This window comes from Marinospirillum alkalitolerans (assembly GCF_045055655.1).
GTDB lineage: Bacteria > Pseudomonadota > Gammaproteobacteria > Pseudomonadales > Halomonadaceae > Marinospirillum > Marinospirillum alkalitolerans.
On record NZ_JBANFI010000003.1, the window covers coordinates 363587 to 375867 of the forward strand.

General features: G+C 52.0%; 12 protein-coding genes. 3 read left to right on the top strand and 9 right to left on the bottom strand.

Annotated features, from left to right (window positions below; genetic code table 11):
* Nucleotides 1–4 precede the first annotated feature (4 nt).
* On the bottom strand, nucleotides 5–2332 hold the full coding sequence (metE, locus tag V6U78_RS06600) for a 5-methyltetrahydropteroyltriglutamate--homocysteine S-methyltransferase (RefSeq protein ID WP_405338666.1): 2328 nt from the start codon (nucleotides 2330–2332) through the stop codon (nucleotides 5–7).
* A 244-nt stretch (nucleotides 2333–2576) separates the two neighbouring features.
* Here metE and V6U78_RS06605 point away from each other — a divergent pair, with 244 nt between their 5' ends.
* The gene (locus V6U78_RS06605) at nucleotides 2577–3527 is read left to right on the top strand and encodes a LysR family transcriptional regulator (RefSeq protein WP_405338668.1); all 951 of its coding nucleotides are present in this window, start codon (nucleotides 2577–2579) and stop codon (nucleotides 3525–3527) included.
* A 105-nt stretch (nucleotides 3528–3632) separates the two neighbouring features.
* Here the strand turns inward: V6U78_RS06605 and V6U78_RS06610 are convergent, their stop codons facing one another.
* Nucleotides 3633–3758, bottom strand: coding sequence for a hypothetical protein (locus tag V6U78_RS06610; protein ID WP_405338670.1), 126 nt, complete (start codon nucleotides 3756–3758; stop codon nucleotides 3633–3635).
* 366 nt (nucleotides 3759–4124) lie between these two features.
* On the opposite strand from V6U78_RS06610, the gene V6U78_RS06615 reads away from it, so the two are divergent.
* A complete protein-coding gene (locus V6U78_RS06615; RefSeq protein ID WP_405338672.1) occupies nucleotides 4125–4502 on the top strand; it encodes a hypothetical protein in 378 nt (125 codons plus the stop codon).
* A 96-nt stretch (nucleotides 4503–4598) separates the two neighbouring features.
* On the opposite strand, the gene V6U78_RS06620 is transcribed toward V6U78_RS06615, so the two are convergent.
* The 4 genes from V6U78_RS06620 to purE all read right to left on the bottom strand — a co-directional run bounded on the left by V6U78_RS06620 (nucleotide 4599) and on the right by purE (nucleotide 7539).
* Nucleotides 4599–5120: a DUF501 domain-containing protein gene (locus V6U78_RS06620; RefSeq protein WP_405338674.1), complete on the bottom strand. Its 522-nt coding sequence runs from the start codon at nucleotides 5118–5120 to the stop codon at nucleotides 4599–4601.
* The gene (locus V6U78_RS06625; protein WP_405338780.1) at nucleotides 5120–5596 is read right to left on the bottom strand and encodes a Dps family protein; all 477 of its coding nucleotides are present in this window, start codon (nucleotides 5594–5596) and stop codon (nucleotides 5120–5122) included. The genes V6U78_RS06620 and V6U78_RS06625 overlap by 1 nt, the downstream gene beginning before the upstream one ends.
* A 173-nt stretch (nucleotides 5597–5769) precedes the next feature.
* Entirely contained in the window at nucleotides 5770–6915 is a 1146-nt protein-coding gene (locus V6U78_RS06630; RefSeq protein ID WP_405338676.1) for a 5-(carboxyamino)imidazole ribonucleotide synthase, read from the bottom strand.
* Nucleotides 6916–7032: 117 nt separating this feature from the next.
* Complete coding sequence (gene purE / locus V6U78_RS06635; protein WP_405338678.1) at nucleotides 7033–7539, bottom strand: 5-(carboxyamino)imidazole ribonucleotide mutase; 507 nt, start codon at nucleotides 7537–7539, stop codon at nucleotides 7033–7035.
* Nucleotides 7540–7644: 105 nt separating this feature from the next.
* On the opposite strand from purE, the gene V6U78_RS06640 reads away from it, so the two are divergent.
* A complete protein-coding gene (locus tag V6U78_RS06640) occupies nucleotides 7645–7914 on the top strand; it encodes a hypothetical protein (protein ID WP_405338680.1) in 270 nt (89 codons plus the stop codon).
* 125 nt (nucleotides 7915–8039) lie between these two features.
* Here the strand turns inward: V6U78_RS06640 and flgL are convergent, their stop codons facing one another.
* The 3 genes from flgL to flgJ form a co-directional block, all read right to left on the bottom strand.
* On the bottom strand, nucleotides 8040–8981 hold the full coding sequence (gene flgL, locus V6U78_RS06645; protein WP_405338682.1) for a flagellar hook-associated protein FlgL: 942 nt from the start codon (nucleotides 8979–8981) through the stop codon (nucleotides 8040–8042).
* Between the two features lie 5 nt (nucleotides 8982–8986).
* Nucleotides 8987–11029 carry a flagellar hook-associated protein FlgK gene (gene flgK, locus V6U78_RS06650; RefSeq protein WP_405338684.1) on the bottom strand — a complete coding sequence of 681 codons (2043 nt, stop codon included), beginning with the start codon at nucleotides 11027–11029 and terminating at the stop codon, nucleotides 8987–8989.
* 86 nt (nucleotides 11030–11115) lie between these two features.
* Entirely contained in the window at nucleotides 11116–12279 is a 1164-nt protein-coding gene (flgJ, locus tag V6U78_RS06655; protein WP_405338686.1) for a flagellar assembly peptidoglycan hydrolase FlgJ, read from the bottom strand.
* Between the last annotated feature and the right edge of the window lie 2 nt (nucleotides 12280–12281).

Genomic DNA, 12281 nt, shown 5'->3' on the forward strand with positions numbered 1-12281 from the left:
TCAGTTAAGCGCTGACTTCTTCAGCTTCAGGTTGATCCACCCGCGCTCGTAGCTGCTTGGCGGCTTGCACCAGAGCCTCCAGTGCGGGCGTCACTTCTTCCCAGCGGCGTGTTTTAAGGCCGCAATCAGGGTTCACCCAGAGGCGCTCGGCCGGAATCTTGGCTGCCGCTTTCGCCATCAGATCCACCATCCACTCAACTGAAGGAATATTGGGGCTGTGGATATCATAAACACCTGGACCGATTTCGTTCGGGTAGTCAAAGCGCTCAAAGGCATCCAGCAATTCCATATTCGAACGTGAAGTCTCGATGGTAATCACATCGGCATCCAGATCGGCAATGGCTTCAATAATGTCATTAAACTCGGAGTAGCACATGTGAGTGTGAATCTGTGTCACATCCTGCGCTACAGCCGCTGACAAACGGAAGCTATCCACAGCCCAACGCAAGTAAGCGGGCCAGTCAGCCTGACGCAAGGGCAGACCTTCACGGAAAGCCGGCTCATCAATCTGAATCACATTGATGCCAGCGGCCTCTAGATCACGCACTTCATCACGCAGCGCCAAGGCAATCTGGCGGCAAGTCTGCTCACGAGGTTGATCATCGCGCACAAAAGCCCACTGCAAGCAGGTCACTGGACCTGTCAACATGCCCTTCATTGGACGCGCAGTCAGGCTCTGTGCATAGCGACTCCACTCAACGGTCATCGCTTGTGGGCGTTCAACATCACCATAGATCACTGGCGGCTTCACACAACGTGAACCATAGCTTTGTACCCAGCCAAAACGGGTAAAGGCATAGCCTGCCAGCTGTTCACCAAAGTATTCCACCATGTCGTTGCGCTCAGCCTCACCATGCACCAGTACATCGATATCCAAGGCTTCTTGCTGCTGTACGCAGTAGGCGATTTCCTGCTTCATCGCGCTGATGTAATCGGCCTCGCTCAGTGTGCCGGCTTTAAAATCACGTCGTGCTTGACGAATTTCTGGCGTCTGCGGGAAGGAGCCAATGGTCGTTGTTGGATAGAGAGGCAGGTTCAGCGCCTGTTTTTGTGCCTTGGCACGCAGCACATAGGGTGAAGTCCGCTGATACATGGCCGCATCCACCGCGGCTAAACGCTCCTGCACCTGAGCCTTATGAATACGCGTTGAGGCTTGACGCGAAGCCAGCGCAGCCTGATTGGCCGCCCACTGTTGACGCTGTTCAGCATTCAGCTGACCCGCCACTGCCGCCGCCAGCAGCGTGACTTCATCCAGCTTCTGGCGGGCAAAGGCCAGCCAGTTTTTCAGCTCGGCATCCAGCTGGTCTTCCTGCGCCAGATCATGCGGCACATGCAGTAAAGAACAAGAAGGTGCGATCCACAGACGCTCACCAAGACGTTCAGCGGCGGTGTGCAATAGGCTTTGGCGCGCAGCCAGATCCGTTTTCCAGATATTACGGCCATCCACGACACCCGCCGAGAGCACCTTATAGCTGGGCAGGCGATCCAAAATGGCGGGCAGTTCTTGCTCAGCACGCACCAGATCGACATGCAAACCATCGACTGGCAAACCGACTGCTAAACCCAGGTTATCCTGCAAACTGCCAAAATACACGGCGAGCAGTTTCTTAATCGGCAGGCTTTGCAGCTGGTGATAGCTGGTCTCAAAGGCTTGCTTCCATGCCTGCGGCAGATCAAGCGCCAGAATCGGTTCATCTAATTGCACCCATTCAACCTGCTGCTCAGCAAGGGCTTGCAACAGCTTGCCATAAGCCGCAATCAGATCAGGCAACAGCGCGAGACGATCTGCCTCCGCCAGTGTTTTGCCTTGTGCAATCACCTTACCCTGCCACAAATAGGTCAAGGGGCCCACCAGAGTAACCTTCACACGATGGCCCAGCGCTTGGGCTTCAGCGACTTCTCCTAGCAGGCGCTGAGGTGCCAGGGTAAAGCTTTGTGCGGGGTCGAACTCAGGCACGATATAGTGATAGTTGGTATCAAACCACTTGGTCATCTCACAGGCTGCCGCAGGCTGACCTGTTGGGGCACGACCACGCGCCATGCGAAAATAGGTATCCAGCTCTTCAGCAGGCGCATCTTGAAAGCGCGCTGGAATCACACCCAGCAATTGGCTCAGATTCAGGACCTGATCGTAAAAGGCAAAATCGCCCACTGTGACAAAATCTAATCCTGCTTGTTGTTGCTCTTGCCAGTGACGTGCACGCAGCGCTTGAGCCTGCTGCTCTAACTCAGTTTGGTTGATCTGTCCGGCCCAGTAGGCTTCAACAGCTTTTTTCAATTCACGCTGCGCACCAATGCGCGGATAACCCAAAGTATGGACGGTGTAAGACATGCTGTGCTGCTCCTCAACAGAAGTAAGATAACTGCGTCTTCATGGCAGTGATTGCCCTGCGATCTTCATATCTCAGGCTTGAGACTCAGTCTCTAGTAAAGCCAACAATGAATCAAACTCAAGCAACTCAGATTAATAATGAGCAAATCTCATAATGATCTGAAAAACACCTTGCCTCTGCTGAAGCCTCTAGCGCAAAATAACCTCTCTTGCATCCCATTCAGCTTTAAAGTGAACTTCTTTCATGATTGAACTGCGGCATTTGAAAACCCTCAGTGCGCTCAGAGCCTGCGGCAGCCTAGTCGATGCAGCAGAGCGCCTGCACCTGACCCAATCTGCACTATCACATCAACTCAAAGCCCTGGAACACCTCCTGGACACCGAGCTGTTCTTGCGAAAATCCAAGCCGCTGCAATTTACACCCGCCGGTCAACGCCTCCTCAAACTGGCGGATGAAATCCTGCCACGCACCGAGGCTGCCTTGGGAGATCTGCAACGCCTCGCCTTGGGCAAGGCCGGACGCCTGCACCTCGCCATCGAATGCCACAGCTGCTATCAATGGCTGATGCCAACGCTGGATCAGTTTCGTACCCTCTGGCCGGATGTCGAGGTGGATATTCCTAGCGGCCACCATTTTGCCCCGCTCGCCGCCTTGAAGCGCCAAGAACTAGATCTGGTGATCACCGCTGACCCCCGCCCAATAGAGGGGCTGGTGTATGCGCCCTTGTTTCGCTACGAGAGTCTGCTCGCCCTCGCCAAGGATCATCCCTTAGTGGGTAAAAACTGGATCGATGCCGAGGATCTGGCTACAGAAACCCTGATTACCTACCCAGTGGAGCGGCATCTATTGGATGTGTTTGTGCATTTTCTGGAGCCAGCAGGGATAGAACCAGCAGGGATCCGCACCGCCGAGCTGACGGTCTTGATGATGCAGCTGGTGGCCAGCCATCGCGGGGTGTGTGCGCTGCCTAATTGGGCAATGACCGAGTATTTAGATCGTAACTATGTCGCGGCACGACGTCTCGGCGCGCAAGGCACCTGGGGCACCCTCTATGCTGCCCACCGAGAACATCAGCAGGATTTTGAGTATATTCAGGACTTTATTCGCACCGCTCGTCGCTTATCGGCGCAAGTCCTAGAAGGCGTCAAGGCCGTCAATGAAGAAGAAAAACCCACCACAGCGCTACAAAGCTGACGCCTGTTTCGTCTGGATCGCCTGTCTTTGGTAGACTGGCTTTTGAGCATCAGGCACAAAAAAGCCAGCTCATGAGCTGGCGTTCAAGCAAGGCAGGACTCAGGCTTACTTATCTGCCTTCGCCTGATCTTCTGCCATCACAGACTTCAGCTTTTTAATGCTCCATACACTTGCCACCACCATCACGGCAACAAGCACCAGGCTTGCAATCACATATTTATCCAAGTACATAGATGTCTCCCCAGGGTTCGATGATATCCACAAATTCGGCCAGTTTTACTTATCCATTGCTCTTGTGTGTCGCCTCTTGTTGACGCTTCTTGCAACAAGCACAGTCAGTAAAACCAGCTTCGCCAGCACGCGTTGAAGTTTAGCTTATATTTTAGGTAGCTTGACAGCCTGAACCTTAACCCAGATCATAAATTGATGGATTTCCTGCCCTTGGCACTCGCTTGATCTGCATTTCCTGCTCAGCCCACACTCACCATCCGGCTTGAGCATTCACCTGACTCAACCAAACTGTTAAGCTAGTGTCCAACCAGCAACAGAGGCCAGCCCTCACCAAAGAGGCATAGATTACAGGGAGTCTCCATCAACATGAAAAGCGCTGAACTGGTCGTACCAGAAAGATTACCCACCTATTGGAAAGCCAAAGTCGCGCTGAGCGATGCCCCTAGGCCCCAACTCTTCTGGGCCTATACCCAGAGCCTAGGGTTGAAAGACGTACGCTTTCAGTGTGAGAAGAAACTGCGTGCACGGCAGAGCATTCGACTGATCGTACAAGCTATTCATAACGGCCAGCGCCAGCAACTGCAATTACAGGGACAAGTGAGCAGTGTAGTCCTGCTCTCCTGTGGCACCCTCTATGGTATCGAAATGACACTCAGCCACACCCGTCACGAGGACCAGGAATTTATCTGGCGTTATCTCAATGAGCGTCAAAATATGAAGCTCAGCTATAGTCACTACGCTTAAAGCACGGCCTGATCTGATCATCGCCAAGCAGCAGGCCGCATAAAAAAACCGCTCCATCAGGCGCGGTTTTTCTTAGGGCCATCATGACTCATCCCGTTAAGGCAGGGTCGCCGCAATGCCATACTCCTGATCGAGCAGCTCTCCAATCACGTTATAACCTGCTAGGTGGTGTGCATATTGTGTATGCAGGCAACGCACCTGCTGCCAGTTTTCTATGCCACCAACACCGCGCTTTTCAAAAACATCGCGATAGCCAAGCGCATCGATACGCTGCTGCTCAGCGGGCGTCATCGCCGCCCAACGGCGGGTCACATAATCTTGATGGCTTAAGCGATAGGCTTCCATCAAAGCAGGGTCGTCTTGCAGGCGTGCTTCCAGCTGCTTAATGACGCCAGCCGCTTCAAGATGAGAAATTTCTTTCGCAAGATGTCGACTGGTCAGCCAATACAGGGTTGGAAAGGGGTGATCATCAATTAATGACGCGACTTGAACCGCAAGAGGATGACCGTGACGATCAGTGGCCATCACGGCCTGAACGCCACGCGGAACACGGCCGATATCGGCCGTGATCTGTTGCAAATGCTCCTCAGTGGGAGCGAGTTGGACTCGTAAAAACATTAGTTCGCCAAGTAAGCGCTCAACATCCAAACCGTTTTTTCTTGCTGAGCGATATAGTCATTCATTAAGGCTGCGGTGCCTTCATCACCTGCTTCACCGGCTAGGTTCATCAGATCACGTTGTTTTTCCAGCAGCAGTTTATAGCCGGCCAACAGACCCTCGACGCACACCTGAGCCTGACAAGCCTGTTTGTGTTCCTTGATTTCACTTTGCTCAAGGTAATCACTAAACGCATGCAAAGGACGGTGACCTAAGGTCAGAATGCGCTCTGCCAGTTCGTCTACCTTCAGCAGCAGATCATTGTACTGCTCTTCAAATTTGACATGCAGCTCAAAGAAAGACGGTCCTTGAATGTTCCAGTGGTAGCCACGCACATTCATGTAAAGAATCTGGTAGTTGGCCAGCAGATTATTGAGCTTCTCTGACAAGAGCTGAGATTTAGCCACATCTAAACCAATACGATTCGTGCTCATCACTTCCTCCATGTTTCCTTCAAGTAATGACTTCATCCTAACGGAATTCCTCAATACTGGCTAAGGCTTTTTGTTGATCCATGCCATTAACTTTGCCAATGGAACTTCAAAAAAAACCAGCTAAAAAACTATTTCAGAGCATCACTAGGTTAAGCAGATCGCCAAGCTGGGTGATCTCAACTAGCGCTGATAGCGCCAGCATGAAAACTCATCGCTATGGGAGGCGCACCGGGTAAGTCAGGAATCAGCGCCTCGACCTGCTGAAGCAGAGCATCTAGGCTTGGCGCAACAAGATTAAGATGCCCAAGCTTGCGACCAGCACGTTCTTCTTTGCCATAGAGGTGCAGATGCACACCTGGCTGGCTGAGAACCTGCTGCACATCAGGGGCTTGACCAATGATATTGATCATACAAGTCGGCTGCAGAGCCTGGGTCGAACCGAGGGGCAAGCCTGCCACGGCGCGGCAGTGATTTTCAAACTGGCTGGTGGCCGCTCCGTTTTGCGTCCAGTGTCCTGAATTATGCACACGCGGGGCCATTTCATTGGCCCAGAGCTGACCATCGGCCTGCTGAAAAAGCTCAAGCGTCAGCACACCGACATAATCCAGCTCTTGCAATAGCGCTTGGATATACTGCTCAGCCTGCTGCTGAATCTCTGCGGTCAGATTGGGTAAGGGGGCTATCGAATAGCGCAGGATGCCCTGGTGATGGTGGTTCTCAGCCATAGGATAGAAGGCCACTTCGCCCTGCTGCCCCCGAACAGCAATGATCGACAATTCACGCACAAAATCGACAAAGGCTTCCACGATCAGCTCACGCTCACCCAGCTGCTGCCAAATCGACTCGGCTTGATCCGCCTGATCGGTGACCGCTTGTCCCTTGCCATCATAGCCCTCGGTGGTGGTTTTAATCACCACACGCTTTTGACCTGCCAGACTTAAATCCTGAATCGCAGCTTGAAGCTCAGCGGCTGAATTCACCAAACGATACTCAGGAGTGGGGATGGATAAGCGTGAGAAGAGAGATTTTTCTAAACCGCGATGCTGACAAACACGCAAGGCACGACTCGAAGGATAAACGGGTTTATGACGCTCGATCTCTTCTACCAGTGCAACAGGGAGGTGCTCAAACTCATAGGTCACGCGATCAACCTGAACCAAAAAGTCCGCCAACTGAGCCCCTTGAGGGTCAATCAAGGTCGTACCAATTTCGGCACTGGGCGTCCCAGTGGTATCCAAAAAAACAAACCTCTGTCCTAAGGGATAGCCTGCTAAGGCCAACATCTGTCCTAGTTGGCCCGCGCCAAGAACGCCTAGTTTCATCTTCAGTCTCTACCTTTATTAAACACGCTAAGCCAGAGTGGTGTTTCAGTGATCATGCCTTCGCTGATCATCAGTTCACCTGCTGGCTCGTTGATTAAATCATGCTTCGCTCAGGGACTAACCTTCTCGTGGATCTGGGTGATCCAAAACCTGCTGTGTTTGCTGAGCACGAAACGCCGCCAGACGCTCCGCCACCTGCTGATCTTGCAACGCAACGATTTGTGCTGCCAAAATCCCTGCATTTTTAGCGCCAGCCGTGCCAATCGCCAAGGTCGCCACCGGAATGCCGCCTGGCATCTGTACAATCGAAAGCAAAGAATCCATACCCTTCAAGGCCTTGGATTCAACCGGCACGCCGAGCACCGGCAGGCAGGTTTGTGAAGCCGCCATACCGGGCAGATGAGCGGCACCACCAGCGCCAGCAATAATCACCTGCAAACCACGCTGTTGCGCGCTTTTGGCATAGTCAAACAACAAATCTGGCGTTCGGTGCGCAGAAACCACCTTGACCTCATAGGCCACACCCAGCTCATCGAGCAGCGCTGCAGCATGTTCCATTGTCGGCCAATCGGATTTCGACCCCATAATCACGCCAACCTGCGGCGCAAGAGCAGATGCAGTCATAAGCTAAGGCTCCTCGCATGAAAACCGCTGAGGATACCCTTAAAAGGCATCAGGGAAAAGTGCTAATATGGCTCCCTCTTAGCATAATGACAAAGGTGGAAGACAATGCTTGTGCAACTAGGGCTCGCTCTACTAGTGTTACCGCTGCTGGTGTTAATGGGCTTTTGGGGTGTGGAATACAGCCAGGTCAGCGCTTGTATTGTAGAAGGCGGCAGTTTTGATTATCTGTTAGGAGAGTGTCTTTTTGATCAGACTGGCTTTTTTGTGCCCTTTGCCGAGCGCCACCCCTTGCTGGTTAAAAGCTGCCTCTGGCTTTCTTGTTTAGGGCTGCTGCTATCCATTATTGGGCTCTATCGCGGCAAGATGGATCAATAACTGGCAAGGTGCAGCAAGAAAGAAAAGGACAGTGCCACAAAAAACAAAAGGCCCACTGATATAAGTGGGCCAAAGAGCAAAGCAGTTTTTGAACACTGCATCAATTGAACTACGGCTCAATTGCTCTAAATATAGTTAAACAAGCTTAAACCAGAGATACGTCCTGTAATCTGCATTCCCGCCTGATAGCTCAGCAACGAAGTCTCAAGACGCACATAGGCCTCGGCATAATCAAGATCTTCAAGATCTGAAATACTCTTCTTGGCAAACAACTCAAATTCTTCGTTACTGCTTTTGACCGCATCCAAGGTATTCTGACGCGCCCCGATCTGTGCCCGCGTTTTGGACACCTGCTCAAAGGCAATATCGATATTATCGATAGAAGCACGAATCGCTTCTTTATCAACATCCTCAGGTGGATTGCCATTACCAGTGGCATCGACGAAATATTGCAGTACACCAAGCATATTATTCGGATATGGATTACCATCTCCAAATTGATCGCTTGGTTCCAACCCTTCCAAATCTTCAAAAGCACGGTCGCCCGACGTTAGCATACGAATAAAGGTATCATCCGCCACCTGAGCTTCACGCTCGATACGGTCACCAACAAAGGTGTTACCATCATAGGCTTTTTGATCTGCTTGGCTACCAGCAAAGATATATTCGCCACTTTCATTACGCGTGTTGACCAGCCCCTGCATATGATTCAGCGTTTCTTTGGCTTCTAAGCCACTAGAGCGCACCTGATCATCGCTCCACTGATCACTCCCCAGCTGAATCGCGAGGTCTTTCATCTGCATCAGTGCAAATTCAGTCTGGTCCAGGGTTGATTCAGTTAAGCTGAGGTTTTTATCAGCAAAATCAACGTTGCGATTGTACTGCTGCACAACAGCCATGCGATTACGTGTGTTTAATGTTTGTGCGGCCGCCACAGGATCATCCGCAGGTGTCAGCACACGTTTCCCAGAACTCATCTGGTTATTCACATGGCTAAAGCGCTGATAGCTTTGCATCACGCCATTCATGCTGTTGTTGTACATCTGATTGGTGGAAAGACGGATCATTTTACTTACCTCCCGACACTGTTAATCAGTGTGTCGAATAATCTCTGCGCGGTTGAAATTACCTGACTGGCAGCCTGATAGGACATCTGAAAGCGGATCAAATTCGCGGCCTCTTCGTCCATATTGACACCCGATGCAGACTCACGCATGGCGATACTTTGATTGAGGGTTGCACGGGCGACATCGCTGGCTGTGCGCGCTTCAGAAGTTTGAATCCCCACTTTTTCAACTAGAATCGAGTAGGTTTCGCCCAGCGTTGTACCACCGCGTCCATCTTCACCGCGATTGATCAGTTTGGCTGATTGCATCTGCGCCAAAGCCGCGCCATTACTGCCACCGGCAGAGCCTTCGAGCACCCACTTATCTCCATTCTTAGCTAAGCTCGCGTCAACCTTGAGGACTAAGTCCACTTCTGGTGCTGTGCCAACTGAAAAAATGTAGGTACCACCACCATTAGCAGTACCAACGACTTCCACTCCAGTTTTATCCTTTAAAGTAAAGGTAGTGGGAGTGGCAGTGCCGTCGAATGTCAGTTCAGCGCCGGTGAGATCAACACCGTTAAAATCCGATAGTTTCTGATCGGCTAAATTGGCATAACTAACACGAGCGGTGCCCGCATTATTCTCAAAAGCACCAATACCTGACATCGCTAACTTATTGGTATCGGTCAGATCTGGAGAACGTTCCAGTTGGGACGCACCAAGACGCGTTGGTGAAATCAGCAGGCCGCCTTTGAGAAGATCATTGATTCCTGCTACAGCATCAACATCTAAATTGTTCGCTGCAGGATCAGCAGGATCAGGGCTCTGACCATTGGTTAAGCGAAAACCATAGGTATCCTGCAGGGCATCATTCAGGTCGGCTATAGTTGTGAAGGGCCCACCTGGCGGCGTCATATTCTGCCCAGTTTGTGCATCTTGCAAAATAAAATTACTGCCTTGCTGGCGGAGCGTAAACTCTTTTGCTGGTAGTTTATTCAGACCATTCGGGTCAATCCACACACCAGCTGGTGCTTCACGCTGAATACCGGGGATGCGATCTTTCTGCGACTGGGACCGATTAATATCGTGAAACAGATCTCCACCTTGGTTGCCATCACGATCTATCCCCTGGCTGTGTTGATTATTCATCTCGCCAGCAAAGACGATAGCAATCCGGCCCATTTCGGCCAAGGCAGGGTCCAAGGTATCACGACGATAGCGGATGACACCGCCCATCTGACCACCAGTAATGCTGTTGGTGATATTCATCTTGGCGCCGCGTGAATCGATTAGATTCACTTCATAGCGACTCTTGTCATTGGTGCCAGGCACGGCTTCAAGACGACTAGCAGAATCGCCGACAATCAGCGGAATGCCTTCACCAATCATCACGTTGATGGTGTTGCCATCCTGCTCAACGGCCTGTACATCAACATATTCACTCAGCTCACGCAGCATCTCATCACGGCGATCAAACAAATCATTCGGTGGCTGATTGCGTGAACCTTCATAAACCTGTATTTGCTTATTCAGCTCGGCAATACCCTGCGCCAGCTCGTTTACCTTGGCCGTGTGTGTCCGCAACTGAGCATTGATATTGTTATTCTGATCATCCAGGCGAGCCTGCGATGTTTTAAAGCGCTGACTCACGCTGTCAGTCTGGCTATAGACCAGCTCGCGCGCGGGTTGAGAAAGCGGATCATTCGAGAGGCTCTGCATGGCATCAAAAAAGTTATTCATGCCTGTGCCTAAGGAGGAGGTTTCATTCGCCAAAAGGCCATCCAGTTCACTGGCTTGGCGCAGGAACGTCTGCTGATCCATATAGCGACTGGTGTCCATACGCACCTGCGTCACAGTAAACTGATCCACAATACGCTCGACCGTCTGAGTCCGTGCGCCTGTACCAAAATAACCCGCACCTGTACCCATCGGATTATTGGTCACCTGCACAGCGCGTTGGCGTGAATAGCCAGGTGTATCAATGTTACCGATATTGTGACCGGTCACGCTGAGATTGTTGCGGCTGGTTCTTAGGCCACTGAGACCAAGACTAAGTAAGTCTGCCATTGCTCTTCCCCTGAATGCTTTCTGGGTCATTGACCCAACAATGAAATCGTTATCGGCACGCCAGTGCTTTTCTACAGCCTATCAATTCAATCTGCAGGCCTTGGGCTGATTGGCGCTGCGCTGTCCTGCTCCAGACGTTCAAGAGCCTGGTTCAGTGTGCTGCCTTCCATAATATTGACGATCTTGTACGCATAGCGTGGATCAGTGGCATAACCCGCCTGCTGCAAGCCGCGCGCAAAGGCACGTGGATTATCGGTTTGCTCTAATGCGGACTGATAGCGTGGATTGGCGAGCAGAAAATCTACATAATCTTCCATGGATTGCTCAAAAGAATCATAAGCACGAAAAGCCCAGCGCTCTTGTTGCGGCCGACCATTGCGATATTCGAGTGTCGGTACCTCCGCCGCTTCACCAGACCAGCGTCGATCTGCCTTAATCCCAAAGAGATTAAAGCTGTTGCTGCCATCGGCACGCGCAATCATATGGCGACCCCAACCGGTTTCGAGTGCAGACTGGGCCAGCATAAAACGCGGATCAACACCCAAGCGCGCCGCCGCCTGCTCGGCAATTGGATAGAGGTGGCGAACAAAGTCTTCTGGGCTGGCAAAATAGGTGCGCTTGTCTTCGCGCACAGGCAAACCACTGATTTCTAATGGCTGACGCCCCACTGACTCGCTAGCAGCGGCATAGGGTGGACGACGACCGGCTTGCAGCGCCTGCGCGGTACGCTCGCTGGCCTCACGCTGCGCCGCGATGGCAGCCGGTGTCTGCTCGGGGTTGGCCGCTTCCGCCAAGGGCGCGCGCACTTGAGTAAAATTGAGACGGCGATCAGCGAGCTGCTGCACCAACTCATCTGACAGCTGCTGTGCACTGCGCCGAACATGATCCGGTACGGGCTCACCTGGCTCTGGGCGCTCACGCGAGAGTTGATTGACCAGCATTTGCGCTAAGCCCAGGCCCTCTCCGTTACCGCCTTGACTGATGGCTAAGGAAAACTGCTCATCAAGCATGCCTTCAAAAAAGCCCATTTCCTGCGAATGCAGCAGGCGATTTTCACCCGCCAGCGTTTCATTCGCCTCACGCGAGCTTTGCAAAATCATTTGGATAAACAGCGCTTCAAACTGACGAGCGACTTCGCGCAGCGCTTCAGGATCATTTTCTATCGCACCACGCTGCAGATCACGCAAGCCCTGAAAATCGTGATACGAGGCTTGAGCTCGGGTGTAGCTACCGCTGGAATCACCGATCATGC

Excerpts from the sequence above, each read along its gene's own strand:
- metE (WP_405338666.1), bottom strand. The coding sequence starts at position 2,332 with ATGTCTTACACCGTCCATACTTTGGGTTATCCGCGCATTGGTGCGCAG.
- V6U78_RS06605 (WP_405338668.1), top strand. The coding sequence starts at position 2,577 with ATGATTGAACTGCGGCATTTGAAAACCCTCAGTGCGCTCAGAGCCTGC.
- V6U78_RS06610 (WP_405338670.1), bottom strand. The coding sequence starts at position 3,758 with ATGTACTTGGATAAATATGTGATTGCAAGCCTGGTGCTTGTTGCCGTG.
- V6U78_RS06615 (WP_405338672.1), top strand. The coding sequence starts at position 4,125 with ATGAAAAGCGCTGAACTGGTCGTACCAGAAAGATTACCCACCTATTGG.
- V6U78_RS06620 (WP_405338674.1), bottom strand. The coding sequence starts at position 5,120 with ATGTTTTTACGAGTCCAACTCGCTCCCACTGAGGAGCATTTGCAACAG.
- V6U78_RS06630 (WP_405338676.1), bottom strand. The coding sequence starts at position 6,915 with ATGAAACTAGGCGTTCTTGGCGCGGGCCAACTAGGACAGATGTTGGCC.
- purE (WP_405338678.1), bottom strand. The coding sequence starts at position 7,539 with ATGACTGCATCTGCTCTTGCGCCGCAGGTTGGCGTGATTATGGGGTCG.
- V6U78_RS06640 (WP_405338680.1), top strand. The coding sequence starts at position 7,645 with ATGCTTGTGCAACTAGGGCTCGCTCTACTAGTGTTACCGCTGCTGGTG.
- flgL (WP_405338682.1), bottom strand. The coding sequence starts at position 8,981 with ATGATCCGTCTTTCCACCAATCAGATGTACAACAACAGCATGAATGGC.
- flgK (WP_405338684.1), bottom strand. The coding sequence starts at position 11,029 with ATGGCAGACTTACTTAGTCTTGGTCTCAGTGGCCTAAGAACCAGCCGC.
- flgJ (WP_405338686.1), bottom strand. The coding sequence starts at position 12,279 with ATGATCGGTGATTCCAGCGGTAGCTACACCCGAGCTCAAGCCTCGTAT.